The organism is Streptomyces sp. NPDC048392, assembly GCF_043200575.1.
GTDB lineage: Bacteria > Actinomycetota > Actinomycetes > Streptomycetales > Streptomycetaceae > Streptomyces.
This window is the reverse complement of the sequence record NZ_JBICYB010000003.1, coordinates 388874-415197: the sequence shown is the minus strand read 5'-3', so window position 1 is coordinate 415197 and position 26324 is coordinate 388874. Positions and strand designations below refer to the sequence as shown.

The following is a 26324-nucleotide window of genomic DNA, read 5'->3' as shown; positions in this document are numbered from 1 at the left end:
GGCTCAGCCCCCGTACGCCCCGCTCGCCGTCAGGCGCAGTGCCGTGTCGATGAGCGGCACGTGGCTGAAGGCCTGGGGGAAGTTGCCGACCTGGCGCTGGAGGCGGGGGTCCCACTCCTCGGCCAGCAGACCGAGATCGTTGCGCAGGGACAGCAGCTTCTCGAAGAGCTTCCGGGCCTCGTCCACCCGGCCGATCATCGCCAGGTCGTCGGCCATCCAGAACGAGCAGGCCAGGAAGGCGCCCTCGTCGCCCGGCAGGCCGTCGACGCCCTCGTCCTTGCCGTCCGTCGGGTAGCGCAGGATGAACCCGTCCGAGGTGGACAGCTCCCGCTGGATGGCCTCGATGGTGCCGATGACCCGCTTGTCGTCCGGCGGCAGGAAGCCCATCTGCGGGATCAGCAGCAGCGAGGCGTCCAGCTCCTGGGAGCCGTAGGACTGCGTGAAGGTGTTGCGTTCCTTGTCGTAGCCCTTCTCGCACACGTCCCGGTGGATGTCGTCGCGCAGTTCCTTCCAGCGCTCCAGCGGGCCGTCGGCGTCGCCGGACTCGATCAGCTTGATGGTGCGGTCGACGGCGACCCAGGCCATCACCTTGGAGTGCACGAAGTGGCGGCGCGGTCCGCGCACCTCCCAGATGCCCTCGTCCGGCTCGTGCCAGTGGGACTCCAGGTAGCGGATCAGCTTGAGCTGGAGCACCGAGGCGTAGTCGTTGCGGGCCAGGCCCGTCATGTGGCCCAGGTGGAGGGCCTCGGTCACCTCGCCGTAGACGTCGAGCTGGAGCTGGTGGGCCGCGCCGTTGCCGACCCGGACCGGGCCGGAGCCCTCGTAACCGGGCAGCCAGTCCAGCTCCGCCTCGCCCAGTTCACGCTCACCGGCGATGCCGTACATGATCTGCAGGTTCTCCGGGTCGCCCGCGACCGCGCGCAGCAGCCACTCGCGCCAGGCACGGGCCTCCTCGCGGTAGCCGGTGCGCAGCAGCGAGGACAGGGTGATCGCCGCGTCGCGCAGCCAGGTGTAGCGGTAGTCCCAGTTGCGGACGCCGCCGATGTCCTCCGGCAGGGAGGTGGTGGGCGCGGCCACGATGCCGCCGGTGGGGGCGTACGTCAGTGCCTTCAGCGTGATCAGGGAGCGGACCACGGCCTCCCGGTAGGGGCCGTGGTACGTGCAGTGCTCGACCCAGTCGCGCCAGAAGTCCTCGGTGGCCACCAGCGACTGCTCGGGCTCGGGCAGCGCGGGCGGCTCCTTGTGCGAGGGCTCCCACGAGATGGTGAACGCGATCCGGTCACCCGGCGCCACCGTGAAGTCCGCGTACGTGGTGAGCGCCTTGCCGTAGGTCTCCACCTCTGTGTCGAACCACACGGAGTCCGGGCCCGCGACGGCCACCGTGCGGCCCTCGTGCTTGTGCACCCAGGGGACCACCCGGCCGTAGCTGAACCGCATCCGCAGCTCCGAGCGCATCGGCACCCGGCCGGAGACGCCCTCCACGATCCGGATCAGCTGCGGCGCGCCGTCACGGGGCGGCATGAAGTCGATCACCCGAACGGTGCCGCGCGGGGTGTCCCACTCGGACTCCAGGATCAGCGAGTCGCCGCGGTAGGTGCGCCGGGACGCGGTGGGCGGTTCGGCGCCGGGGGCGTAGGCGGGTCCCATCCTCCAGAAACCGTGTTCCCCGGTGCCCAGCAGGCCGGCGAAGATGGCATGCGAGTCGAAGCGGGGCAGGCACAGCCAGTCGACCGTGCCGTCCCGGCAGACCAGGGCAGCGGTCTGCATGTCTCCGATGAGTGCGTAATCTTCGATGCGCCCGGCCACGTGCAACTCCAGTCGAACGGCCACGTCACCCCGCGTGGGGGCGGTCGCTAGTGCGGTCAAGGGTGGGGTCAGGGAAGTGTGTCAGGGATGTGTGTGGATGCGTCGTTGAGCCATGAAGCAAAGCAGCCGTCCGGCCGTGAAGCCAAACGTGGCGCCCCCGAGGACGATCGGGCGTGGCGCCCCCAACGACAATTGTTGCTCAACGAACTGACGAGCTCCCGTTGTTCCGGTGCTGACGGGCGAGGGGTGGTGCCGTGTCGCCGGGCGGGCTCGGCAGCGAACGTCCGAGCAGGATACGACGCACGTAGATGATCTGTGTGCCGCTCCGGGCAACCCGGGTCCGCCGAACGGGTGACCACCGGGTGAGGAAACGGTGACGCTCCCACCTGTGTGTCCGGGCGTGCGCGGAGGGTGGCCGGAAGCCGTCGCCCCGAGGCGCTGATACGCTGGTAGCCCGTGGACCGGTGGGAGAAAAACCCCGGAACCGCAGCGACGGCGCCGCCGCCGACACCCGGGACGACCGGGCCGGAGGACGGACGTACCGCACCCCAGACCGCGACCACGGGAGCCCCCTCTTGGCCATGCCGCCCAACTCTTCGACGACCAAGCACATCTTCGTCACCGGGGGTGTCGCCTCCTCGCTCGGCAAGGGGCTGACCGCCTCCAGCCTCGGCATGCTGCTCAAGGCCCGCGGTCTGCGCGTCGTGATGCAGAAGCTCGACCCGTACCTGAACGTCGACCCCGGCACGATGAACCCCTTCCAGCACGGTGAGGTGTTCGTCACCAACGACGGTGCCGAGACCGACCTGGACATCGGCCACTACGAGCGCTTCCTCGACCGCGACCTCGACGGCTCCGCCAACGTCACCACCGGCCAGGTGTACTCCACGGTGATCGCCAAGGAGCGGCGCGGCGAGTACCTGGGCGACACCGTCCAGGTCATCCCGCACATCACCAACGAGATCAAGCACCGCATCCGCCGCATGGCGACGGACGAGGTCGACGTCGTGATCACCGAGGTCGGCGGCACGGTCGGCGACATCGAGTCGCTCCCGTTCCTGGAGACCGTCCGCCAGGTCCGGCACGAGGTCGGCCGCGACAACGTGTTCGTCGTCCACATCTCGCTCCTGCCCTACATCGGCCCTTCGGGTGAGCTGAAGACCAAGCCGACCCAGCACTCGGTCGCCGCCCTGCGCAACATCGGTATCCAGCCGGACGCGATCGTGCTGCGCTGCGACCGCGAGGTGCCGACGGCGATCAAACGCAAGATCTCCCTGATGTGCGACGTCGACGAGGCCGCCGTGGTGGCCTGCCCCGACGCGCGCTCCATCTACGACATCCCCAAGGTCATCCACACCGAGGGCCTGGACGCCTACGTCGTCCGGAAGATGGACCTGCCGTTCCGCGACGTGGACTGGACGACCTGGGACGACCTGCTCGACCGCGTCCACAACCCCGATCACGAGATCGTCATGGCGCTGGTCGGCAAGTACATCGACCTGCCCGACGCCTACCTCTCGGTCATCGAGGCGCTGCGCGCCGGCGGTTTCGCCAACAAGGCCCGCGTGAAGATCAAGTGGGTCACGTCCGACGACTGCAAGACCCCGGCCGGTGCCGAGGCACAGCTCGGCGACGTCGACGCGATCTGCATCCCGGGCGGCTTCGGCGAGCGCGGCGTGACCGGCAAGGTCGGCGCGATCAAGTACGCCCGCGAGCACCGGATCCCGCTGCTGGGCCTCTGCCTGGGCCTGCAGTGCATCGTGGTCGAGGCCGCGCGCAACCTGGCCGGCATCACGGACGCCAACTCCACCGAGTTCGACCCCGCCACCGCCCACCCGGTCGTCTCCACCATGGCCGAGCAGCTGGACATCGTGGCCGGTGAGGGTGACATGGGCGGCACCATGCGGCTCGGCATGTACCCGGCCAAGCTGGCCGAGGGCTCGATCGCGCGCGAGGTGTACGACGGCAAGGAGTACGTCGAGGAGCGGCACCGCCACCGCTACGAGGTGAACAACGCCTACCGCGCGGAGCTGGAGAAGAAGGCCGGCATCCTCTTCTCGGGCACCTCCCCGGACGGCAAGCTCGTCGAGTACGTGGAGTACCCGCGCGACGTCCATCCCTACCTGGTCGCCACCCAGGCCCACCCGGAGCTGCGCTCGCGCCCGACCCGCCCGCACCCGCTCTTCGCCGGGCTGGTCAAGGCCGCGGTCGAGCGGAAGACGTCCAAGTAACACACCGGTTGTACGGTGGCCGGGGCGCGCGCACTCAACGGCGCGGGCCCCGGCTTTTCGCGTACGTCTGGAAGGGCGGGTCAGGAATGACGGGCAGCACGATCAAGGACACTCCCGAGGAGTGGGAGGTCCGGGCCACCGAGACACCCTTCCGGGGCAAGAAGACCTCGGTCCGCACGGATGACGTGGTCATGCCCGACGGCTCCGTGGTGACCCGCGACTACCAGGTGCACCCCGGCTCCGTGGCCGTTCTCGCCCTGGACGACGCGGGCCGGGTGCTGGTCATCCGGCAGTACCGGCACCCCGTGCGGGAGAAGCTGTGGGAGATCCCGGCCGGGCTGCTCGACGTCCCCGGCGAGAACCCGCTGCACGCCGCCCAGCGCGAGCTGTACGAGGAGGCGCACGTCAAGGCCGAGGACTGGCGGGTGCTGGCCGACGTCTACACCACGCCCGGCGGCTGCGACGAGGCCGTACGGATCTTCCTCGCCCGGGGCCTGTCCGAGGCCGCGGGCGAGCGCTTCGAGGTCGAGGACGAAGAAGCCGACATGGAACTGGAGCGGGTGCCCGTCGGGGACCTGGTCCGGGGCGTGCTCGCGGGGGAGCTGCACAACAACTGCCTGGTCGTGGGCGTGCTCTCGCTGGTCGCGGCGGAACGGGGCGACGGGCTCGACGCCCTGCGTCCGGCCCGGGCGCCGTGGCCGGCGCGGCCCTTCCAGGCCTGAGCGCGTCGCGGCCCGGCGGCCGTCCGACCCTGCCGGTGTGACCATCGGTTGATCCGATCGAGGGATGTACCCGCCGCGCTCCGCCGGGAACGTAGCAGAGCGTGAACTAGGCTCGGGAAACGCCCGAACCGGGGTTCCGGCGGGCGCCGGCGTGCGGTGGGATCGGGAGTGTGGCCCGTGACGGATCAGGCGGTGGACACGGACGGTGTGCGGCTGTCTCAGGATCCTGCTGAGAAGCGTGGGTTCCTGGGCCGCACCCGGGAGTTGAAGGAGCTGCGCGCCGACATCGAGCGCGCGGGTCTCGACACCCTCTCCGGCCGCAAGGCCCCCCGCGCGCGCGTGCTGCTCATCGCGGGCCGGCCCGGCTCGGGGCGCACCGCGCTCGCCGAGGAACTGGCCGCCCAGGTCGCGGACGACTATCCCGACGGTGTGCTGCGGGTGCGGCTGAGCGAGCCCGACGGCACCCGCGTCCCCGTCGAACGCCTGGCCCGGGAACTGCTCACCGAGCTGGACCACTCCGCCCCGCCCGGGGCGGACGAGGACGACCTCACCGAGGCCCTGCGCACCGCGCTCGCCGACCGCAGGGTCCTGCTGCTGCTCGACGCCGCGGCCGATGCCGAGCAGGTCGACGCCCTGCTGCCGGACACCCCGGACTGCCTGGCCGTCGCCGTGGCCGAGGGCCCGCTGACCGGCATCGCGGACGTCCGCCCGTGCACGCTGGGGGGCCTCGACACCAAGTCGGCCGTGGAACTGCTGTCCCGCTGCACCGGCTCGGTCCGCATCACCGTCGACCCCCGGGCCGCCGAACAGCTGGTCGAGCTCTGCCAGGCCCAGCCCGCCGCGCTGACCCTGGCCGGCGGCTGGCTCGCGGCCCGTCCGCAGGCGGCCGTCGCCGACCTCGCCAAACACGTGCACGCGGAGACCGACGAGGGGACCGCGCTCAGCCGCGTCTTCCGCCTCGTCTACGCGTCCCTGCCCAGCCCCGCCGCCCGGATACTGCGACTGCTGTCCCTCGCCCCGGCAGGCCTGGTCGACCCGCACACCGCCTCCGCGCTCGCCGGCTGTTCGGTGCACGGCGCCCGCACCACCCTGGACGATTTCGTCGGCCTCGGCCTGTTGCGCGCCGTCGACTCTCCGCTGCCCGGGTACGAGGTCCCCGGGTGCCTGCACGACCGGCTGAGGCACCTCGCCCGCAAGCACGACCGGCCCGCCGAGCTCCAGCTGGCCCGCGCCCGCATGCTGGAGCGGACGGTGCGGCTGCTCCAGTCCTGCCGGGCGGTCACCGAGACCGACAGCCCGCAGGCCCGGGAGAAGCTCCTCGGCACGCCGCGCGACCTGCGCTTCCCTCACCCGAGGGCCGCCGCCGACTGGCTGCGCGCCCGGCGCCCCGCCCTGCTGGCCGCGGCCCGCCTCGCGGTCGCCGACGGCGAGCTGGACACCCTCGCCCGCCGGCTCATGTCCCAGCTGGTGCGCGCCATGGTGGCCCACTTCGGCACCCGGGCGGCGGCCCCCGACCTGTACGGCATCCACCGCCTCGTCCTCGACGTGGCCGAGCGCCGCGAGCTGCCCCGCGAGAAGGCGGCGGCCCTGCTCAACCTGGCCGACCTGGACGCCCGCACCGGCCGCACCGCCGAGGCCCTGGTGCGTTACCGGGCCGCGCTGGACGCCGGACGCGAGGCGAACGACCCGTACGCGACCGGCCGCGCGATGGAATCCGTGGGCGGCGCCCACCTGGAGCTCGGGGACTACGACCGGGCCGCCGACTGGTTCGGCCGGGCCCTCGCCCAGCGGCTCGCCCGCGAGGAGCGGGCGGACGCCGCCCGGATCTACGGCCGTATCGCCGCCGCCCACACCTACGCCGGCCGCTACGGCGAGGCGGTGCGGTCCTGGCGCGCGGCGGTGGCCGGACACCGCAAGGCCGGCGACGTGGCCGCCCACGCGCGGGCGCTGTCCGAGCTGGCCCGGGTCCAGGAGTACGCCGGGCGCCCCGAGGAGTCGCTGCGCACCTGCCAGGAGGCCGTCGACTGGGCCCGCCGGGCCGAGGACGTACGGCTCCAGGCCGCGCTGCACCTGCGGCTCGCCGACACGCTCGACCGGCTCGGCGATCCCACCGCGGCCGGCCTGCAGCGGAGCACGGCGGAGCGCATGCTGAGGGAAGCGCCCGCAGACGCCTGCGAAATCCGCAGCGCTTCGTCTGAAGATTGATGCTTTGAAAGGCTAGACAGAGAGAACGCCTTCATTAGACTGGCCCTGCCGCACGTTCTCCTGCGGTCTCTCCCGGTGTGCCCATGCTTGAGCGGGTATGCCTTGTAATAGCCCATCATCTGAGCCAAGGACCGTGATCCACGTGAAGGTCGGCATCCCCCGCGAGGTCAAGAACAACGAGTTCCGGGTGGCCATCACCCCCGCCGGCGTGCACGAGCTGGTGCGCCACGGTCACCAGGTCGTCGTCGAGCGCGACGCCGGTGTCGGTTCCTCGATCCCCGACGCCGAGTACGTCGCCGCGGGCGCGCGGATACTGGACACCGCCGACGAGGTCTGGGCCACCGCCGACCTGCTTCTGAAGGTCAAGGAGCCGATCGCGGAGGAGTACCACCGGCTGCGCAAGGACCAGACGCTCTTCACCTACCTGCACCTGGCCGCCTCCAAGGAGTGCACGGACGCGCTCATCGAGTCCGGCACCACCGCCATCGCCTACGAGACGGTCGAGCTGCCCGGCCGCGCGCTGCCGCTGCTGGCCCCGATGTCCGAGGTCGCGGGCCGGCTGGCCCCCCAGGTCGGCGCCTACCACCTGATGGCCGCCAACGGCGGCCGGGGTGTGCTGCCCGGTGGTGTCCCCGGCGTGCTCGCGGGCAGGGCCGTCGTCATCGGCGGCGGTGTCTCCGGATGGAACGCGGCGCAGATCGCCATCGGCATGGGCTTCCACGTGACCCTGCTCGACAAGGACATCAACAAGCTCAAGGAAGCCGACAAGATCTTCGGCACCAAGATCCAGACCGTGGTCTCCAACGCCTTCGAGCTGGAGAAGGCATGCCTGGAGGCCGACCTCGTGATCGGCGCCGTACTGATCCCGGGAGCCAAGGCCCCGAAGCTGGTGACCAACGAGCTGGTGTCCCGGATGAAGCCCGGGAGTGTCCTTGTCGACATCGCCATCGACCAGGGCGGCTGCTTCGAGGACTCCCACCCGACGACCCACGCCGAGCCGACCTTCCCGGTCCACAGCTCGGTCTTCTACTGCGTCGCCAACATGCCCGGCGCGGTGCCCAACACCTCCACCTACGCGCTGACCAACGCCACGCTGCCGTACATCGTGGAGCTGGCCAACCGCGGCTGGGCCGAGGCGCTGCGCCGCGACCCCGCGCTCGCCAAGGGTCTCAACACCCATGACGGCAAGGTGGTTTACAAGGAGGTCGCCGAGGCGCACGGTCTCGAGCACGTCGAGCCGGCCACGCTGCTCGCCTAAGTCGGCAATCGGAAAAGGCGATACGTCAACAGTCGTCGTCAACGCCACACACCCGGCCGGACCTTGCCCGACAAGGTCCGGCCGGGTGTGTGTATGGTCACTTTGCGATTCTCGGTCAACTCGCCTCGAACGTAACGCTTCAACCGATTCGCGCACCGGTGAAACCTGCTGTGCGACGTCCGTACGCCCTTGACAGAGGGATGTTTCATTGCCGACACATCGGGCCGGGTCCGGCGGATTGTGTTGCTGCGGACGGCCGACACGCCATAGAGTCGCCGAACGTCGGCATGGTGCCACGCTGACCTGTCTAGAAGTTACCTGGTCACCAAGGAGGTAAGACGACTTGTGAATGAGTCGACATTTACTCCCGGGGGTGGTCAACCAGGAACGCCTGCACGGGCCCACGGCCCCGGGCGTCTCGAGGCTGTCGGCTCCGTCGCTGTACGCACCTACGCAGCCGCCCACCCGAGTCCGCAGGCAACTCAGTCAGCACACATGAGTATGGATGGCCAACACGTGAACGCCATGGCCGGCGACGGAAGTGGCGCGCCCCGCAACCACTTCGCCGACTACGACGAACTGCCCGAGGGGCACTTCTACGACCCGGACGCGGAGTACGAGCCGGATCCCGAGTACGCCGCCACGCTCGCGCCCGACGCGGCCCGTCAGCGCCGTGAGCGCATCGGTCCGACCGGACGCCCGCTGCCGTACTTCCCGATTCCGGGACCGCTGACCGATCACGGCCCCGCCAAGATCATCGCGATGTGCAACCAGAAGGGCGGCGTGGGCAAGACCACGTCGACCATCAACCTGGGTGCCGCGCTCGCCGAGTACGGGCGCCGGGTGCTGCTCGTCGACTTCGACCCGCAGGGCGCGCTGTCGGTCGGCCTCGGCGTCAACCCGATGGAGCTCGACCTCACCGTCTACAACCTGCTCATGGAGCGGGGCATGGCGGCCGACGAGGTGCTGCTGAAGACGGCGGTCCCCAACATGGACCTGCTGCCCAGCAACATCGACCTGTCGGCGGCCGAGGTGCAGCTGGTGAGCGAGGTCGCGCGCGAGTCCACACTGCAGCGGGCGCTGAAGCCGCTGATGGACGACTACGACTACATCGTGATCGACTGCCAGCCCTCGCTCGGCCTGCTGACGGTCAACGCCCTGACGGCCGCGCACAAGGTGATCGTGCCGCTGGAGTGCGAGTTCTTCGCGCTGCGCGGTGTGGCCCTGCTGACCGAGACGATCGAGAAGGTCCAGGAGCGGCTCAACCCCGACCTGGAGCTGGACGGCATCCTCGCCACGATGTACGACTCGCGCACGGTGCACAGCCGTGAGGTGCTCGCGCGGGTCGTCGAGGCGTTCGACGACCACGTCTACCACACGGTCATCGGGCGCACGGTCCGCTTCCCGGAGACCACGGTCGCCGGTGAGCCGATCACCACGTACGCCTCCAACTCCGTCGGCGCCGCCGCCTACCGCCAGCTCGCCAGGGAGGTGCTCGCCCGGTGTCACGCCGAGTGAGTCTGCCGGGGGCCGACGAACTCTTCCGTACGACAGGGGGAATGGCGCTCCAGGCGTCCACCCCGCGGCGACCGGCGGGCGGCGAGACCCGGGTGCCGGCCCCGGCGGGGGAGAGCGACCAGGCCGCCGCCGGGGACGCACCGCAGTCGGTGCCCGCGCAGGGCGGGGACGGCGGGGGCGCGGAGCACGCCGCGGCGGAACCGGGCCCGGCGGGCGAGTCGCGCAGCCGGGGCGCGGAGCGCTCCACGCGGGGCTCCGGACCGGGTACGGACGCGCAGGAGGACCGGCCCCGCAAGCGCGGCAGGGCCGCCGCGCGGCGCCCCAGCGGGCGTGAGCGCCACGACGAGAAGATCACCGTGTACGTCTCCGCCGAGGAGCTGATGGACCTGGAGCACGCCCGTCTGGTGCTCCGGGGTGAGCACGGTCTGGCGGTCGACCGCGGCCGCATCGTCCGCGAGGCGGTCGCCGTGGTCCTCGCCGACCTGGAGACCCGCGGGGACGCCAGCATCCTCGTACGACGGCTGCGCGGGCGGTAGCGGTAGCCTGCGGGGGCCATGACCTCGAACGACGCCCCCCGCCCCGACCGCGGCCTCCGCTCCGGCCGCCGGCGCGCACTGGGCAGGGGCCCGGGGGAGCGGACGGCTCCGCCGGCTCCCGAGGAGGCCCCGCCCGGCCCCGGCCCCGGACCCGGCCCCGGCCCGGAGAGTGCGCCACCGGCCGCCCGGGCCGAACCGGGGCCCACCGCTGCGGAGGCGGCGCTCGCGGGCCGTGAGGGCCCGCAGCGTGCTGCCGGGGCGGCGGAGGTGCCTGGAGCGGAAGAGGAGCCCGACGCCGGGGCACGGCCGGGGTCGGCGGACGCCGAGTCGGTGCGGGCGACCGTCGCGCGGACGTCGGTCCACCCCGGCCGAGAAGCGGCCGTGCCGCCTGGGCGGCGGGCCCCGGAGAGTGGCCCGCCGGAGGCAGCGGCTCCCGTCGTGGAGACGCGTCCCGTGCCCTGGCAGGCTCCGGCGGACGCGGATCGAGAGGGCGTCGCACCGGTCGGACGGCCAGGCACGGTGAGCGCTGCGCATCCGGAGGTGACCGCGGCGTCCGGGACGACGGCGGCGGCCGGGGTGACCGGGGTGACCGGGACGACCGGGGTGACCGGGACGACAGCGGCGGCCGGGGCGGCCGGGGTGACCGGGACGACGGCGGCGGTCGGGACGACCGCGGTGGCCGGGGTGACCGGGACGACAGCGGCGGTCGGGACGACCGCGGTGGCTGGGGTGACCGGGACGACAGCGGCGGTGGGGGCGACCGAAACGACAGCGGCGGCCGGGACGGCCGGGGTGACCGGGGCTCCGACGATCGCAGGCACGCCGGGGGCCGCCGGACCCGGCAGCGCGACCGGCGACGTCGTGCCGCACCCGGATGCCCAGCCTCCGCCCGCGGCGGTGCCGGAGGACTCGCCGCGCGGGGCGGGCGGAGACGCCGCCGGACGGCCGGGAGCCCCCTCCCAGGACCCCCCGGGGGGGGCGCGCCCGACGAGACGGGCGGAGCCGTGTTCAAGGTGCGGCTCGCCAACTTCGAGGGCCCCTTCGACCTGCTGCTCCAGCTGATCTCCAAGCACAAGATGGACGTCACCGAGGTCGCGCTGTCCAAGGTGACCGACGAGTTCATGGCGCACATCCGGGCGATGGGGCCCGACTGGGACCTCGACGAGACGACCGAGTTCCTGGTGGTCGCGGCCACCCTGCTCGACCTGAAGGCGGCCCGGCTGCTGCCCGCCGCCGAGGTCGAGGACGAGGCCGACCTGGCGCTGCTGGAGGCCCGCGACCTGCTCTTCGCGCGGCTGCTGCAGTACCGCGCGTACAAGCGGATCGCGGAGATCTTCAACGACCGGCTGGAGGCCGAGGCCCGCCGCCACCCCCGTACCGTAGGCCTGGAGCCCCACCACGCCGAGCTGCTGCCCGAGGTCGTCATCAGCCTCGGCCCCGAGGGCTTCGCCAGGCTCGCCGTGAAGGCGATGCAGCCCAAGCCCAAGCCGCAGGTGTACGTCGATCACATCCACGCGCCCCTCGTCAGCGTGCAGGAGCAGGCCGGGATCGTCGTCGCCCGTCTGAAGGAGCTGGGCGAGGCCAGCTTCCGCGTGCTGGTGCGGGACACCGAGGACACGCTGACCGTCGTCGCCCGCTTCCTCGCCCTGCTGGAGCTGTACCGCGAGAAGGCCGTCGAGCTGGACCAGGAGACCGCGCTCGGCGACCTGCTGGTGCGCTGGACCGGCGGCGACGGGGAGACCCAGCCGCTGGTGACCGACGAGTTCGACCGGCCGCCGGAGAAGACCGAGGAGGAGCGGAAGGCGTGAGTGAGCAGACCACCGTGAGTGAGCAGACCACGGAGGCCGTCGACGGCCCGGACGGCGTCGCGGACCTCGACCTCAAGCCCGCGCTCGAAGCCGTCCTCATGGTCGTCGACGAGCCCGCGACCGAGGAGCAGCTGGCGAGGACACTGCGGCGGCCCCGCCGGCGGATCACGGACGCCCTGCGCGAGCTGGCCGACGAGTACGCGGTCCAGGGCCGCGGCTTCGAGCTGCGCCTGATCGCGGGCGGCTGGCGCTTCTACAGCCGGCCCGAGTACGCCGCCGCCGTCGAGGGCTTCGTCCTGGACGGCCAGCACGCCCGCCTGACCCAGGCCGCGCTGGAGACCCTCGCCGTGGTCGCCTACCGCCAGCCGGTCAGCCGCAGCCGCGTCTCCGCGGTGCGCGGTGTGAACTGCGACGGCGTGATGCGCACCCTCCTGCAGAGGGGGCTGGTGGAGGAGGCGGGCACGGAACCCGAAACAGGTGCGATCCTGTACGTGACGACGAACTACTTCCTGGAGCGGATGGGCCTGCGCGGCCTGGACGAACTCCCGGAGCTCGCGCCCTTCCTCCCGGAGGCGGCGGCGATCGAGGCCGAGACCCTGGAAGCGGTCCCGTCGTTCGATCCGGACGCCCCGGATTCCGAGGACGCAGACGACAAGACGGAACTTTGATGCGAAGCAGCAGCGGCAGGAACAGCAGCGGAAACAACGGCGGGAGCCGTGGTGGCAACAGCGGCGGCCGCGGCGGGAGTGGCGGCGGACGCGGCGGGAGCGGCGGTGGCCGCGGCAGCCGGCGCGGCGCCGGTGACAACCGCGACGACAAGCAGGGCGGCCGTCCGAAGCGGCCGCGCCCGGAGGAGCGGCGCTACGACGTGGGCCCCGGCGCCACCCTGGACGGCCCGAAGTCGGGCCGCGGCCCCTCGGCGCGCGGCGGTGCCAAGGGCGGCCCCAAGCGGCCCCAGCAGCGAGGGCGCAGCGCCCCGGCCACGTCCCGCGAGTACGAGACCCGGGCCGAGGAGCGCAACCGGGAGCGGTACGCGGGCAAGAAGGACGTCAAGCTGCCCAAGACCTTCCCGGGCGCCGAGCAGGAGGGCGAGCGGCTGCAGAAGGTCCTCGCGCGCGCGGGCTACGGCTCCCGGCGTTCCTGCGAGGAGCTGATCGAGCAGGCGCGGGTGGAGGTCAACGGCGAGATCGTCCTCGAACAGGGCAAGCGGGTCGACCCGGAGAAGGACGAGGTCAAGGTCGACGGCCTGACCGTCGCCACGCAGTCGTACCAGTTCTTCTCGCTCAACAAGCCCGCCGGGGTCGTCTCCACCATGGAGGACCCGGAGGGCCGCCAGTGCCTCGGTGACTATGTCACCAACCGCGAGACCCGCCTCTTCCACGTGGGCCGGCTCGACACCGAGACCGAGGGTGTCATCCTGCTCACCAACCACGGCGAGCTGGCCCACCGCCTGACCCACCCGCGGTACGGCGTGAAGAAGACCTACCTCGCGCACATCGTGGGCCCGATCCCGCGCGACCTCGGCAAGCGCCTCAAGGACGGCATCCAGCTGGAGGACGGCTACGCGCGCGCGGACCACTTCCGGGTCGTCGAGCAGACCGGCAAGAACTACCTGGTCGAGGTCACCCTGCACGAGGGCCGCAAGCACATCGTCCGCCGGATGCTGGCGGAGGCGGGCTTCCCGGTCGACCAACTGGTGCGCACCGGCTTCGGCCCGATCACGCTGGGCGACCAGAAGTCGGGCTGGCTGCGCCGCCTGTCCAACACGGAGGTCGGGATGCTGATGTCGGAGGTCGACCTCTAAACCCCCGGAGAACCCGAGTAGACCCCCGGGGACCCCGAGAGCGCACGGGGCCCGGAGGCTTGTGCCGACCGGCCGCCCCCTTTTATAGTCGCAATGACTATTAAGGGGGTGGCCGGTCGTGCACGGCTACGACAAGCACGCTTTCGAGCCCTTCGCCGTCGCCGTCGATCTCGCCGTCCTCACGCTGCGCGCGGGCGCGCTGCACGTGCTGCTCGTCGAGCGCGGCCAGGAGCCGTACGCCGGACGCCGGGCGCTGCCCGGTGGCTTCCTGCTCCCCGACGAGTCGGCGGAGACGGCCGCCCGCCGCGAGCTGGCCGAGGAGACGGGCCTGGCGGACGTGACCGGGCTGCACCTGGAGCAGCTGCGGACCTACAGCGAACCCGGCCGCGACCCCCGGATGCGGGTCGTCTCCGTCGCCTTCGCCGCCCTGCTGCCCGACCCGCCCGAGCCGCACGCCGGCACGGACGCGGCCGAGGCCCGCTGGGTGCCGTACGACAGGGCCCGGGGCCTCGCCTTCGACCACGACCGCATCCTGGCCGACGCCCGCACCCGCGTCGGCGCCAAGCTGGAGTACACCTGCCTGGCCACCGCCTTCTGCCCGGTGGAGTTCACGCTCGGCGAGCTGCGGCAGGTCTACGAGACGGTGTGGGGCACCGCCCTGGACCGGCCCAACTTCCGCCGCAAGGTCCTCGCCACCCCCGGCTTCGTCGAGCCCGTCCCGGGCGCCGCCCGCCTGACCGGAGGCCGGGGCAAGCCCGCCGCGCTCTACCGCGCGGGCTCCGCCGCCACCCTGCACCCGCCCCTGCTCCGCACCCCTCGGGAAGGACGCCCCGCATGACCACGACCCCCGTCACCAAGCGCGCCGCCACCGGGGCGCTCACCGGCCTCGCCCTCGGCGACGCCCTGGGCTTCCCCACCGAGTTCGACGACGTCCCGTCGATCCTCGCCAAGTGCGGCCCCTGGCGCGACATGGCGCTGCCCGACCCCGCGTTCGTCACCGACGACACGCAGATGACGCTGGCGCTGGGGCGGGGACTGCGCACCGCCATGGACCGGGGACTGCTCGTTCCCAAGCGGATGGAACGGCCGGTGCGCGAGGAGTTCGTCGACTGGTACCGGTCGCCGGAGAACAACCGGGCGCCGGGCAACACCTGCCTCAAGGCCTGCAACCTCCTCAAGACCGCGGACCGCCCCTGGCAGGACGCCAGCCAGATCCACTCCAAGGGCTGCGGCGCCAACATGCGCGTCGCACCGGTCGGGCTCGTCCCCGGCCTCAGCGACGAACAGCGCGCGGGCGCCGCCCAGTTGCAGTCCGCACTCACCCACGGGCACCCCACCGCGCTCGCCGCCTCCGACCTCACCGCGCACGCCGTACGGCTGCTCGCCGAGGGAGCCGAGCCGACCGGACTGGTCGGGATGCTGCGCTCCTACGCCTACGACAACCGCACCCGTTACCACGAGCGCTGGCTCGGCGACCTGTGGACCCGTACCGAGGACCCCACGCCCGAGCACTTCATCGCGCGCGGCTGGGACGAGTGCCTGGCGATACTCGACCGGCTCCAGGAGGCGGTGCGCGCCGTCTCGCCCGAGACCGACCCCTGTCTGGCCGTCGGCCAGGGCTGGGTCGCCGAGGAGGCCATGGCGGCCGGGCTGCTCTGCTTCCTGCTCTTCGTCGACGAGCCGCTGACCGCCCTGCGCCGCGGCGCCTGCACCGCCGGCGACTCCGACTCCATCGCGTGCCTCGCCGGGGCCTTCGCGGGCGCGCACCTGGGAGCCGACGCCTGGCCGGCCGAGTGGGCGGACCGCATCGAGTACCGGGGCGACCTGCTGGCCCTCGGAGCGCTCTGGGACGCTTGAGCGCATGATCGAGGCCCTGGACACCGGCCTGGCCCCGGTAGTGGCCGAACAGCCCCCGGCGCCGCTCGCCACCGTGTCGGGCGCCCACCTCCACGGCTTCCCCTCCCGCGACTCGGACGCCGGCCTGCGCGGCGTGCACCTGCTGCCCGCCGCCGACCTGAGCGGGCTGCGCGGGCCGGAGCGCGGCGGGCCGGAGTGCGGGTCGTCTCGCGGCCCCGGGGGGTTCCGGCCGGGGCCGGCGTCTCGGGAGGCGGGCGCCCCGGGCCGGTGTGCGGCGGGCTGACTAGGCTGGACGGACCAAGAACCGATACGCACGTCAGCGAGGAGCATCGCCGTGGCGGTACGAGCGGTCCGGGGCGCCGTCCAACTGGAGCGGGACGAGGCCGGGCACATGGACGAGCGGGTCGCGGCCCTGCTGACCGCAGTCATGGAGCGCAACGACCTGACGGCCGACGACCTGATCAGCCTGTGGTTCACGGCCACCCCGGATCTGCGCAGCGACTTCCCGGCCGCCGCGGCCCGGGGCCTCGGCATCACCGACGTGCCGCTGATCTGCGCCCAGGAGCTGGACATCGAGGGCGCCATGCCGCGCGTCGTGAGGGTCCTCGCCCACATCGAGTCCGACCGGCCCCGTGCCGGGATCGCCCACGTCTACCTCGGCGCCGCCGCGGCCCTGCGCAAGGACATCGCCCAGTGAGAACCGCACTCGTCATCGGCACCGGCCTCATCGGCACCTCCGCCGCCCTGGCCCTCACCGGCCGGGGCGTCAGCGTCCACCTCGCCGACCACGACCCCGAGCAGGCCCGGACGGCCGCCGCGCTCGGCGCCGGCACCGACGAGGTGCCGGACGGACCGGTCGACCTCGCGATCGTCGCGGCCCCGCCCGCCCTGGTGGCGGACGTGCTCGCCGACGCCATGGCCCGCGGTGTCGCCCGCGGCTACATCGACGTGGCCAGCGTCAAGGGCGGCCCGCGGCGGGAACTGGAGGCGCGCGGGCTCGATCTCTCCGCGTACATCGGCACGCACCCCATGTCCGGCCGCGAGAAATCCGGCCCGCTGGCCGCCACCGCGGACCTCTTCGAGGGCCGCCCCTGGGTGCTGACCCCGACCCGGGACACCGACACCGAGGTGCTGAACCTCGCCCTGGAGCTGGTCTCGCACTGCCGAGCGGTGCCCGTGGTGATGGACGCCGACGCCCACGACCGCGCCGTGGCTCTCGTCTCCCACATGCCCCACCTGGTCTCCAGCATGGTCGCCGCGCGCCTGGAGCACGCCGAGGAGGCCGCCGTACGGCTGTGCGGGCAGGGCATCCGCGACGTGACCCGGATCGCCGCCTCCGACCCCCGGATGTGGATCGACATCCTCTCCGCCAACCCCGGGCCGGTCGCCGACCTGCTCACCGACGTCGCCGCCGACCTGGAGGAGACGGTACGGGCCCTGCGGGCCCTGCAGTCCGCCGACGAGGACGAGCGCCGCGAGGGCGGCACCGGCATCGCCGAGGTGCTGCGGCGCGGCAACGCCGGACAGGTCCGCGTCCCCGGCAAGCACGGCTCGGCCCCACGGGCCTACGAGACGGTGGCCGTCCTCATCGACGACCAGCCCGGCCAGCTGGCCCGCATCTTCGCGGACGCGGGACGGGCCGGGGTCAACATCGAGGACGTACGGATCGAGCACGCGACCGGGCAGCAGGCGGGTCTGGTGCAGCTGATGGTGGAACCGAGGGCCGCGGCCGTGCTCACGGCGGGCCTCGGGGAGCGGGGCTGGGCGATCCGGCAGTGATCGCGGGGCCTCACGGGGGTGCGCGGCGCCACAGGGCTGTGAGAGGGGCTCCCCAGGCCCGGTAACCTTGTGCGGGACGCGCTCGCGTCCCGCACACCACCCACCGCACCGCACCAGGAAGGTGTCCCCTCGTGGAAAACGGCGCCGCCCCGACCGTTCCGGCCGTGATTGTCGCCATCGACGGTCCCTCCGGCACGGGCAAGTCGAGCACGTCGAAGGCCGTGGCCGCACAGCTCGGCCTGAGCTACCTGGACACCGGTGCCCAGTACCGGGCGATCACGTGGTGGATGGTCAGCAACGGCATAGACACCGACGACCCGCACGCCGTCGCCGCCGCGGCCGGAAAGCCCGAGATCGTCTCCGGCACCGACCCGGCGGGCCCGACCATCACGGTCGACGGCGTGGACGTGGCCGGTCCCATCCGCACCCAGGAGGTCACCTCCAAGGTCAGCGCGGTCAGCGCCGTGCCGGAGGTCCGCGCCCGGATCACCGAGCTGCAGCGCACCATCGCCGCCGCGGCACCCCTCGGCATCGTCGTCGAGGGCCGCGACATCGGCACCACCGTGCTGCCGGACGCCGACCTGAAGATCTTCCTCACCGCCTCGGCGGAGGCCCGCGCCGCCCGCCGCAGTGGCGAGCTGAAGGGCGCCGACGTCAACGCCACCCGCGAGGCCCTGATCAAGCGGGACGCGGCCGACTCCAGCCGCAGGACCTCGCCGCTGGCCAAGGCCGCCGACGCGGTCGAGGTGGACACCACCGCGCTCACCCTCCCGCAGGTCATCGAGTGCGTCGTCACCCTCGTCGAGGAGAAGCGGGCGGGGAAGTGACCGCACCCCCCGTTCCCTCCGAGAAGGGCGCCGAGGCCGGGCGGCGGATCGGCGTCGGCCTGATGTACGGGCTGTGGAAGCCGCGAGTGCTCGGCGCCTGGCGGGTGCCCGCCACCGGCCCGGTGATCTACGCCGTCAACCACGCGCACAACATCGACGGCCCGATGGTCATGGGCGTGGCACCCAGGCCGACGCACTTCCTGATCAAGAAGGAGGCGTTCATCGGCCCGCTCGGGACGTTCCTGACCGGCATCGGCCAGCTGAAGGTGGACCGCCACTCCACCGACCGCACGGCCATAGGGCAGGCGCTCGGCGTGCTGGCGCACGGCGGCGTCCTGGGCATCTTCCCGGAGGGCACCCGGGGCGGGGGCGACTTCGCCTCGCTGCGCGCCGGGCTCGCCTACTTCGCGGTGCGCAGCGGCGCGCCGATCGTCCCGGTCGCCGTGCTGGGAAGTACGGACCGCCCCGGGCGGTTGATAAAGGCGCTGCCCCCGCTGCGCTCCCGCGTGGACGTCGTCTTCGGCGACCCCTTCGACGCGGGCGACGGCAGCGGGCGGCGTACCCGCAAGGCCCTGGACGAGGCCACCGAACGCATCCAGAAGCAGCTCACCGCGCACCTGGAAAACGCCAGGCGCCTCACCGGGCGCCGTGACACTTGAGTAGTGGGTCACCCGGTACCGGGTGCACCACCGATCACCACGATGAACGAGGTACGGACTTCATGAACGACCACATCCACTCCGAGGGCTCGGGCGGGGAGCACGACCACGGGGCGCTCGGCGACGCCGAGTACACGCAGTTCATGGAGCTGGCCGCCGAAGAGGGCTTCGACGCCGAGGAGGTCGAGGGCGCGATCGAGGAGGCCGGGCACGGCCCGCTGCCCGTCCTCGCCGTCGTCGGCCGCCCCAATGTCGGCAAGTCGACCCTGGTGAACCGCATCATCGGCCGCCGTGAGGCCGTCGTCGAGGACAAGCCAGGCGTCACCCGCGACCGTGTCACCTACGAGGCCGAGTGGGCCGGGCGCCGCTTCAAGGTCGTCGACACCGGCGGCTGGGAGCAGGACGTCCTCGGCATCGACGCCTCCGTGGCCGCCCAGGCCGAGTACGCCATCGAGGCCGCAGACGCCGTCGTCTTCGTCGTGGACGCCAAGGTCGGCGCCACCGACACCGACGAGGCGGTCGTACGGCTGCTGCGCAAGGCCGGCAAGCCCGTCGTGCTGTGCGCCAACAAGGTGGACGGCCCGAGCGGCGAGGCCGACGCCTCCTACCTGTGGTCGCTGGGCCTGGGGGAGCCGTACCCGGTCTCGGCGCTGCACGGCCGCGGCACCGGCGACATGCTGGACCAGGTGCTGGAGGCCCTGCCCGAGGCCCCGGCACAGACCTTCGGCACCGCCGTCGGCGGCCCGCGCCGCATCGCCCTGATCGGCCGGCCCAACGTCGGCAAGTCCTCGCTGCTGAACAAGGTGGCGGGCGAGGACCGCGTCGTCGTCGACGAACTGGCCGGCACCACCCGCGACCCGGTCGACGAGCTGATCGAACTGGGCGGCGTGATCTGGAAGTTCGTCGACACGGCGGGCATCCGCAAGCGCGTCCACCTTCAGCAGGGCGCCGACTACTACGCCTCGCTGCGTACCGCCGCCGCCGTCGAGAAGGCGGAGGTCGCCGTCGTCCTCATCGACGCCTCCGAGTCGATCTCCGTCCAGGACCAGCGGATCGTCACCATGGCCGTCGAGGCGGGACGGGCGATCGTCGTCGCCTACAACAAGTGGGACACCCTCGACGAGGAGCGCCGCTACTACCTGGAGCGGGAGATCGAGACGGAACTCGGCCAGGTGGCGTGGGCACCGCGGGTCAACGTCTCGGCGCAGACCGGCCGGCACATGGAGAAGCTGGTCCCGGCGATCGAGACCGCCCTGGCCGGCTGGGAGACCCGGGTCCCGACGGGCCGGCTGAACGCGTTCCTCGGCGAGCTGGTCGCCGCCCACCCGCACCCGGTGCGGGGCGGCAAGCAGCCGCGCATCCTCTTCGGCACGCAGGCGGGCACCAAGCCCCCGCGGTTCGTGCTCTTCGCCTCCGGTTTCATCGAGGCGGGCTACCGGCGCTTCATCGAGCGCCGGCTGCGCGAGGAGTTCGGCTTCGAGGGGACGCCGATCCACATCTCCGTGCGGGTGCGCGAGAAGCGCGGCGCGAAGAAGAAGTGACCCGAGCCCGCGGAAGCGGCCGCACACGAGAGAGGGCGACCCCGGCCGGGGCCGCCCTCTCTCGTCGCTCGGGTGGCGGTCAGGCTCCGGTCCGCGGGGCCGGTGGCAGCGCGGCCGGTACGTGGTGCGTGCCGACGCGCTGCCACACCGCCTGCTGGCCGACGCGGGCGCTCTGGGCCCCCGCGCTGTAGGCGCTGTAGGCGCCTCTGCTGCGCGGGATGCTCCGGAAGGCCGTGAACCCCAGCTCCTCCTCACCGCTGCGATCGCCCGGCAGCGAGCGGAAGGACCTGACGTACTCGGCGTAGAGCGCGTCGTAGATGGGGGTGGCCGAGGGGCCGCCGCGGCGGTGGAAGGCGTCGTATGCGTACACATATGTCCAAACGACCCCGCGCGGGAAGGGATGCGGCCCAGGCGGTGGCCGTCCGGCACCGCGTGAACGGGCTCAGGTCCCCGCCAGCGGCAGCGCGGCCGCGACCAGTTGCCCGTTCGCCGCGGCCTTGTCCAGCGCGTCCCGCAGCAGGTCCTCGCGCGGCTGCCGCCCGATCGACCCGACGGGCGCGGCGAACATCAGCACCTGCTGGTGCTTGTTGGCCGCCGTGCGCCAGCCCTCGGTGACCTGGAGCGGCTGGTGCGCCTGCCACCAGGCCACCGGCCGGCCGCCGCCCGTCCCGGGCTGGAGCACCGCGTGCAGCTGGCCCATCGCGAGCAGCACCGACCAGCCGTGCAGCACGGCGGGCGTGGACGCCAGCTCGGTGACCGGCATGAAGCCCTGCTCGATCAGCAGCGGCAGGAAGTCGTCGCCCGCACCGGCCGTGCCGGGCCGCGCGATGGGAGCGGTCGGCTCCACCACGAGGGCCGGGTGCAGCTCCCCGGCGATCAGGATCAGTCCGCTGGTCACCCCGAGCACGGCCTGCTCCGGGGCGGTCTTCTCGGGAGCGGCGGGACCGGGCTCGGAGTGGGCGTGGTCGGCGTTGATGGACCGCACGGCCCCCTGGAGCTGCTCCTCGGTGACCTTGACCACCTGGGAGGGCAGACAGCCGGCGTGGGCGAAGGCGAGCACGGCGGTCTCGTCCCCGATGAAGAGGACGGTGCTGGTGCGCTCCTGCTCACAGTCGCCCGGGGTGCGGCAGGACGTGCAGTCGTAGCTGCCCGGGGCGGACTCCCCGGCCAGCAGGCGGTCGGCTTCTTCGTCGCCGATCTCGGCGCGTACGTCGTCGCCGACGTCGAGCATGCGCGGCACGGGTGGCTCCCTCGGGATGCGGTGCGTGGCCGGACCGGGTGGCTCCCGGGCCGTGGTCCGGGCGGGTCCCCGGTTCATGCAAGGACAACGGGTGATCAGTGGCGGGAGTCACGCCCCATGGCCAACGGAATCGAACCATGCGGCGCGTATGGTCGTCCGTCGGCCGCGCGCGTCGCCGCACGCCCAAGTGGCCTGGCCCGACCAGGAGTTGAGTCGGTGCAGCAGTCCGTCGCCGTCTCGCGCGAGTCGACAAATCAGGAAATCAGTGAATGAACCGGGTGACTGGAAATGGTCGTCGCCGGGCGGTCGCTCCCGCCGTGACCACATCGCAATCGGACACGGACAACCAGAAGGCGGGGTTCCGGGTCTAACCGGACGACGAGACACCCAGGGAGGAACCGCACCGCATGACGCCGCCGGCCCCACCGGCCGCCCCGCTGCGCGCCGACTGCATCGGCGACTCCGCGGGCGGCCTGACCTTCGACGTCGCCGCGCGTGGAAACACCGGGGCGGCCCTGCTCATCCTGCGGCGCCGCGAGGCCGGGACCGGCTGTGCGTCCGGTGGTGCCGAGGACACGGTGAGCCTGCCGCTGGCCCCGGCGGCGGAGGGCCGGCTGCGTGCCGCGCTGCCCAGCAGCGTGTCCCTGCCCGAGGGCCGCTGGGACGCCTATGCCCGCGTGTCCGACGGCGAGCCGCGACGCCTGGTGCCCGGTGTCACCGACCTGCGCTCCCTGGCCGAGCGCACCCCCAGCGGACTGCTCGGCCACGTCGCCGTCCGCATCCCGTACGCCACCCGGCAGGGCAACCTCACCGTCCGGAGCTGGCTGCGCGCCCCGCACGCGGAGACGGTGGACCTGCACCTGGCGAGCGACGGTCTGACGGTACGGGGGCGGGTGTACGGCACTCGGCTCGTGCCCGGAGCCGCCGCCGAGCTGCGGGCCAGGCCCGGGACCGGCGAGGGCGGTGTGCGCCGGCTGGACCTCGCCGCCGAGCGGACGGAGTTCGCCTTCACCGTGCCCTACGGCAGCCTGGCGCCGGGCCTCTGGGACCTGTGGCTGCGGCCCGCCGGTGACTCCGGCCCTGCGGTGCGCCTCGCGCGGCTGCTGGACGACGTCGCCGACAAGAACCCGGTCCTCACGTTCCCCCGCACGTTCCCCCGCGCGCGCGTGCGCACGCCGCACGGTCCCGTCGAGGCCGGGCCGTACTACACCCGGGACAACGACCTGTCCCTCGCCGTCACCCCGCTGGAGTCCTGACCGCGGCCGACGGCATGCCGGGTTGGGGAGAATTCGTGAGCACGCGATGTGTTTCCCGTGTCCGGTGTTCGATCCGCGCAAGCGGTCCACAAGCCCGTTCGCAAGGTCGTCCGGACGTCCGTCCGGACGTCCGTTCGGGAGTGTTCGGGTGTGGAATGCGGTGCGTCGCCGGGATGTCCTGAGCGCCTTTTCCGTTCGCTTATTCGACGGGGTCCGCGACACGCGGAAATTCACCTCACCCGGCTGCGGAACACGTACCAAACCGTCCGTCCGTGTGAGTGAGTTCCCTCGAAACGCGCATCATGATCCTGTGACAGAAGTGTGACCGTACGTGCATCCGCGACCCGTGTCACCGGCGTGGGCTTCCGCCCTCCCGGGGCAGGGCATAGCGTGGCGGCATGGCACCGATTCCGACGCCCCCGGCCGAACCCCAGGACAGTCCGGACACCTACGTCGGCCTCGATTCCGACGCGGCCGAACGGCTGGCGCGGGAGCGGGGCTGGTCGACCGTGCGGTCCCTGGCGCCCGGCACGGTCATCACCATGGAGTACCGCGTGGGCCGCCTCAACTTCGAGGTGAAGGACGGCCGCGTGTCCCGGGCCTGGAAGGGCTGAGGCCCGGTCAGCCGCCCGACAGGGGACGTGCGGCCGGGGCCGTGCCGCGCGGGTGGCGGTCGGAGTGCGGCGGCCGGCGGCTGCCGGCCGGGGTCACCGGCGTACGGTCCGAGCGGGTCGTGTGCGGGCCCGGGGCCAGGTACACCGGGGCCCGGGGAGGGCGGGGCGCCGCGGCGGGTTCGCGGGCCGGTGCCTTCTCCCGCCCGGACGGGGTGACGGCCACGGGCGGGCCGACCGGCCGCTCCGCGGGGCCGCGGCGGGCGAACCAGCGGTCGCGCAGACCGAGGATCCACGCCTCGGCACGGGCGATCAGCGGTTCGCACCAGGGCAGCGCCAGCAGGATCAGCAGCCCCGCGACCCAGCCGAGGAGCACGTCGCTGAGCCAGTGCGTACCGAGGTAGACGGTGGACATGCCCACCCCGAGCGAGGTGACCGCGGACACCGCGGACAGCCAGCGCCGGGCCCTGGGCGTCGAGGCCAGGTAGGCGAGAATGCCCCAGGTCACGACGGCGTTCGCGGTGTGACCGCTCGGAAATATATCGCCGCCGAGCCACATCTCGTTGGCGCCGATCGTGGTCGCGTAGTGCGGCCCCAGCCGGCCCATGCCGTACTTGGCGGCACCGACGGTGACGTTCAGCAGGAGCAGTGAGACGCCGAGGGCGAGCAGCGGACGCAGGGTGTGCTGCCGCCAGGAGCGCCAGCCGAGCCAGGCCGCGACCATCACGGCGGTGGGGCCGCGCTGGCCGAGCACCACGTAGTAGTCGACGAACGCGTGGATCTCCGGCCACTGCTGGTAGGGCCGGAAGAACATGACCTGCCAGTCGAGCCGGACCAGCCACGAGGTGATCAGTACGGCCCACACGATCGCGAGGTAGAACGCGAGGGTCCCGGCGAACAGCGCGAACCTGTGCCGGCTCATCTCCGGTACGTCCAGGAGCGCCGGTCGTTCCGGCTCCCGGTCCAGTCTCGCGAACACCCGGTCCAGACGGGTGGGCTTCCGTTCGGTACGCACCCAATCGACGTTACAGCGAGTGAGGAGTGATCCCGGCCGAATCAACGGCTTTGTGATGACGATGTGATGTGGGATTCCTCTCAGGCGACACCCTATTTCCGGGTAATCCGCGAACCCGGCCGATCGCGGACTTCCATTCCTCTGATCTGCCCGGCCGACGGTTTTATCGTGCTTATGAATGCGTTCACCGAATGCTGGTACGGAATTGTCCCGGCGGTGTCGTCGGGCGCCCCCGCCCGGTCAGGGCGGGCCGGAACCGTTCAGCCAGAACGCTCCGTACACCGCCGACGCCACCGCGACGGCGCACACGACCGGCACCGCCCTGGAGGCGCGCAGCCTGGCCAGGCCCCGGGCCAGGGGCAGCAGCAGCGGGAAGGCGGGCAGCAGCAGCCGGGGCTTCGAGCCGAAGTAGCTCGACGCACACAGGGCGAGCACGGTGACGAGCCCCGCGTACACCAGCAGGGGGAGCGGCTGGCGCTGCCGTACGCACACCACGTACAGCCAAACCAGCAGCGCGACGCCGACGATCAGCCCGGCGCCCGCGAGGGCCGCCGGGAACGACGTGAACTTCTCCGCGACGAACCGGGCGAAGGCCACGCCCCCGTCGAAGCCGTTGCGCCAGCCGGCCTGCACGTCGAGATAGCCGAGCGGGCCCCGCCCGGTGCGGTGGCCGACCCACAGGACGTAACCGGCGGCGCCCAGGGGCGCGAGCAGCACGCCGAGCACGCGCCGTGCGCCGTCACCGGGGGCTCTCCGCGCGCCGCGGCCGCCCTCCGCGCCGCCGTCACCCCGGCTCCGCGCGCAGGCCACGATCGCGGCCACCCACACCGCCGCCGTCACAGCGAGCCCCACCGGCCGGGTCAGCCCGGCCAGCGCGGCCAGCGCTCCCGCGCTCACCCAGCGCCCGGTCAGCACCGCGTACAGCGACCAGGCGGCCAGCGCCGTGAACAGGGACTCGCTGTACGCCATCGACTGCACGACGCCGACCGGCAGCACCGCCCACAGCAGCACCGCGCACACGCCGACGCGGGAGCCGTGGACATGCTCCGCCACCGCGAAGATCCCCCAGGCCGCGGCGAGCGAGGCGAGGAGCGAGACCACGAACCCGGCGTCGGCGTACGACAGCGGCGTCACCGCCGCGCCGAGCCGCTCCAGCCAGGGCAGCAGCGGGAAGAAGGCCAGGTTGGAGTGCACGTCGCCGTTCGGCAGCCGCACCTCGTAGCCGTACCCCAGCTCGGCGACCCCGGTGTACCAGAGGGAGTCCCAGCGGGCCGTCAGCAGCGTGTAGGCGCTCCTGTCGCGTGCGGTGCTCCACAGGGCCAGGGCGAGCAGGCCCAGGGCGCGTGCGGCCGCGTAGCCGAGCAGTGCCGGGGCGGCCCGGCGCAGGACGCCGGTGCGGCCCGCCGCGCGCGCTTCAAGATCGGTCACGGGCTCGATTATCTGCCGGGCCCGTGACTCGCGGACCGGCCGGGGCGGCCGGGGCCGCGGACGCGGTGGCGCACGCCACACGGGGGACGCGGGATGTGTGAGGCCCGCCACGTGCGCGATGCCCGGTCTCGCGTACTCTGGCGAGTCACTCGCGTTCCGACGCACGGCCCGGAGCCCCCGCTCCTCTCCGGCCGAGCCGCAGGGGAGTCCCCGCCCCGCGCAG

The 26324-nt window shown here is 72.7% G+C and carries 22 protein-coding genes and 2 pseudogenes; 19 read left to right on the top strand and 5 right to left on the bottom strand.

Annotation, left to right across the window (positions count from 1 at the left end; translation table 11 throughout):
* Positions 1-3 precede the first annotated feature (3 nt).
* Entirely contained in the window at positions 4-1806 is a 1803-nt protein-coding gene (locus tag ACGFYH_RS08180; RefSeq protein WP_393802285.1) for a glycoside hydrolase family 15 protein, read from the bottom strand.
* Between the two features lie 581 nt (positions 1807-2387).
* On the opposite strand from ACGFYH_RS08180, the gene ACGFYH_RS08175 reads away from it, so the two are divergent.
* The 17 genes and pseudogenes from ACGFYH_RS08175 to der all read left to right on the top strand — a co-directional run bounded on the left by ACGFYH_RS08175 (position 2388) and on the right by der (position 20551).
* On the top strand, positions 2388-4037 hold the full coding sequence (locus ACGFYH_RS08175) for a CTP synthase (RefSeq protein ID WP_393802284.1): 1650 nt from the start codon (positions 2388-2390) through the stop codon (positions 4035-4037).
* An 86-nt stretch (positions 4038-4123) separates the two neighbouring features.
* On the top strand, positions 4124-4759 hold the full coding sequence (locus tag ACGFYH_RS08170) for an NUDIX domain-containing protein (RefSeq protein ID WP_393802283.1): 636 nt from the start codon (positions 4124-4126) through the stop codon (positions 4757-4759).
* A 177-nt stretch (positions 4760-4936) separates the two neighbouring features.
* Complete coding sequence (locus ACGFYH_RS08165; RefSeq protein ID WP_393802282.1) at positions 4937-6964, top strand: tetratricopeptide repeat protein; 2028 nt, start codon at positions 4937-4939, stop codon at positions 6962-6964.
* A gap of 133 nt (positions 6965-7097) precedes the next feature.
* Complete coding sequence (gene ald, locus ACGFYH_RS08160; RefSeq protein WP_393802281.1) at positions 7098-8222, top strand: alanine dehydrogenase; 1125 nt, start codon at positions 7098-7100, stop codon at positions 8220-8222.
* Positions 8223-8717: 495 nt separating this feature from the next.
* Positions 8718-9740 (top strand): ParA family protein, encoded by a 1023-nt coding sequence (locus ACGFYH_RS08155; RefSeq protein ID WP_003977053.1) that lies wholly within the window; start codon positions 8718-8720, stop codon positions 9738-9740.
* 41 nt (positions 9741-9781) lie between these two features.
* Positions 9782-10276, top strand: coding sequence for a hypothetical protein (locus tag ACGFYH_RS08150; protein ID WP_393802280.1), 495 nt, complete (start codon positions 9782-9784; stop codon positions 10274-10276).
* Positions 10277-11271: 995 nt separating this feature from the next.
* Positions 11272-12084, top strand: a pseudogene (locus ACGFYH_RS08145) (segregation and condensation protein A); the annotation flags it as partial.
* 14 nt (positions 12085-12098) lie between these two features.
* Positions 12099-12752 carry an SMC-Scp complex subunit ScpB gene (gene scpB / locus ACGFYH_RS08140; protein WP_393802318.1) on the top strand — a complete coding sequence of 218 codons (654 nt, stop codon included), beginning with the start codon at positions 12099-12101 and terminating at the stop codon, positions 12750-12752.
* A complete protein-coding gene (locus tag ACGFYH_RS08135; protein ID WP_393802279.1) occupies positions 12752-13888 on the top strand; it encodes a pseudouridine synthase in 1137 nt (378 codons plus the stop codon). The genes scpB and ACGFYH_RS08135 overlap by 1 nt, the downstream gene beginning before the upstream one ends.
* A 118-nt stretch (positions 13889-14006) precedes the next feature.
* On the top strand, positions 14007-14726 hold the full coding sequence (locus ACGFYH_RS08130) for an NUDIX domain-containing protein (protein WP_393802278.1): 720 nt from the start codon (positions 14007-14009) through the stop codon (positions 14724-14726).
* Entirely contained in the window at positions 14723-15745 is a 1023-nt protein-coding gene (locus ACGFYH_RS08125; RefSeq protein ID WP_393802277.1) for an ADP-ribosylglycohydrolase family protein, read from the top strand. The genes ACGFYH_RS08130 and ACGFYH_RS08125 overlap by 4 nt, the downstream gene beginning before the upstream one ends.
* Before the next feature lie 4 nt (positions 15746-15749).
* Positions 15750-15926 (top strand): annotated as a pseudogene (locus tag ACGFYH_RS08120) (DNA polymerase beta superfamily protein); the annotation flags it as partial.
* A 153-nt stretch (positions 15927-16079) separates the two neighbouring features.
* Complete coding sequence (gene aroH, locus ACGFYH_RS08115; RefSeq protein ID WP_393802276.1) at positions 16080-16442, top strand: chorismate mutase; 363 nt, start codon at positions 16080-16082, stop codon at positions 16440-16442.
* Entirely contained in the window at positions 16439-17524 is a 1086-nt protein-coding gene (locus ACGFYH_RS08110) for a prephenate dehydrogenase (protein ID WP_393802275.1), read from the top strand. Before aroH ends, ACGFYH_RS08110 begins: the two co-directional genes overlap by 4 nt.
* 131 nt (positions 17525-17655) lie before the next feature.
* Positions 17656-18351: a (d)CMP kinase gene (gene cmk / locus ACGFYH_RS08105; protein ID WP_393802274.1), complete on the top strand. Its 696-nt coding sequence runs from the start codon at positions 17656-17658 to the stop codon at positions 18349-18351.
* A 62-nt stretch (positions 18352-18413) separates the two neighbouring features.
* A complete protein-coding gene (locus tag ACGFYH_RS08100) occupies positions 18414-19010 on the top strand; it encodes a lysophospholipid acyltransferase family protein (protein ID WP_393802317.1) in 597 nt (198 codons plus the stop codon).
* A gap of 62 nt (positions 19011-19072) precedes the next feature.
* Positions 19073-20551 (top strand): ribosome biogenesis GTPase Der, encoded by a 1479-nt coding sequence (gene der / locus ACGFYH_RS08095; protein WP_393802273.1) that lies wholly within the window; start codon positions 19073-19075, stop codon positions 20549-20551.
* 79 nt (positions 20552-20630) lie between these two features.
* Here der and ACGFYH_RS08090 read toward each other — a convergent pair whose 3' ends face one another.
* Entirely contained in the window at positions 20631-20921 is a 291-nt protein-coding gene (locus ACGFYH_RS08090) for a hypothetical protein (protein ID WP_393802272.1), read from the bottom strand.
* 72 nt (positions 20922-20993) lie between these two features.
* A complete protein-coding gene (locus ACGFYH_RS08085; RefSeq protein WP_393802271.1) occupies positions 20994-21791 on the bottom strand; it encodes a hypothetical protein in 798 nt (265 codons plus the stop codon).
* Positions 21792-22198: 407 nt separating this feature from the next.
* Between ACGFYH_RS08085 and ACGFYH_RS08080 the strand changes: the two genes are divergently transcribed.
* Both ACGFYH_RS08080 and ACGFYH_RS08075 read left to right on the top strand, forming a co-directional pair.
* Positions 22199-23047 (top strand): hypothetical protein, encoded by an 849-nt coding sequence (locus ACGFYH_RS08080; RefSeq protein ID WP_393802270.1) that lies wholly within the window; start codon positions 22199-22201, stop codon positions 23045-23047.
* A gap of 398 nt (positions 23048-23445) precedes the next feature.
* Complete coding sequence (locus tag ACGFYH_RS08075) at positions 23446-23661, top strand: I78 family peptidase inhibitor (RefSeq protein ID WP_003977071.1); 216 nt, start codon at positions 23446-23448, stop codon at positions 23659-23661.
* 7 nt (positions 23662-23668) lie between these two features.
* On the opposite strand, the gene ACGFYH_RS08070 is transcribed toward ACGFYH_RS08075, so the two are convergent.
* Together ACGFYH_RS08070 and ACGFYH_RS08065 are read right to left on the bottom strand one after the other, a co-directional pair.
* Positions 23669-24673, bottom strand: a complete 1005-nt coding sequence (locus ACGFYH_RS08070) for a phosphatase PAP2 family protein (protein WP_393802269.1) — start codon at positions 24671-24673, stop codon at positions 23669-23671.
* Positions 24674-24913: 240 nt separating this feature from the next.
* Complete coding sequence (locus tag ACGFYH_RS08065; protein ID WP_393802268.1) at positions 24914-26101, bottom strand: glycosyltransferase family 39 protein; 1188 nt, start codon at positions 26099-26101, stop codon at positions 24914-24916.
* Positions 26102-26324 lie beyond the last annotated feature (223 nt).

Excerpts from the sequence above, each read along its gene's own strand:
- ACGFYH_RS08125 (WP_393802277.1), top strand. The coding sequence starts at position 14,723 with ATGACCACGACCCCCGTCACCAAGCGCGCCGCCACCGGGGCGCTCACC.
- ACGFYH_RS08080 (WP_393802270.1), top strand. The coding sequence starts at position 22,199 with ATGACGCCGCCGGCCCCACCGGCCGCCCCGCTGCGCGCCGACTGCATC.
- ACGFYH_RS08155 (WP_003977053.1), top strand. The coding sequence starts at position 8,718 with ATGAGTATGGATGGCCAACACGTGAACGCCATGGCCGGCGACGGAAGT.
- ACGFYH_RS08175 (WP_393802284.1), top strand. The coding sequence starts at position 2,388 with ATGCCGCCCAACTCTTCGACGACCAAGCACATCTTCGTCACCGGGGGT.
- ACGFYH_RS08075 (WP_003977071.1), top strand. The coding sequence starts at position 23,446 with ATGGCACCGATTCCGACGCCCCCGGCCGAACCCCAGGACAGTCCGGAC.
- der (WP_393802273.1), top strand. The coding sequence starts at position 19,073 with ATGAACGACCACATCCACTCCGAGGGCTCGGGCGGGGAGCACGACCAC.
- ACGFYH_RS08100 (WP_393802317.1), top strand. The coding sequence starts at position 18,414 with ATGTACGGGCTGTGGAAGCCGCGAGTGCTCGGCGCCTGGCGGGTGCCC.
- ACGFYH_RS08170 (WP_393802283.1), top strand. The coding sequence starts at position 4,124 with ATGACGGGCAGCACGATCAAGGACACTCCCGAGGAGTGGGAGGTCCGG.
- ACGFYH_RS08135 (WP_393802279.1), top strand. The coding sequence starts at position 12,752 with ATGCGAAGCAGCAGCGGCAGGAACAGCAGCGGAAACAACGGCGGGAGC.
- ACGFYH_RS08150 (WP_393802280.1), top strand. The coding sequence starts at position 9,782 with ATGGCGCTCCAGGCGTCCACCCCGCGGCGACCGGCGGGCGGCGAGACC.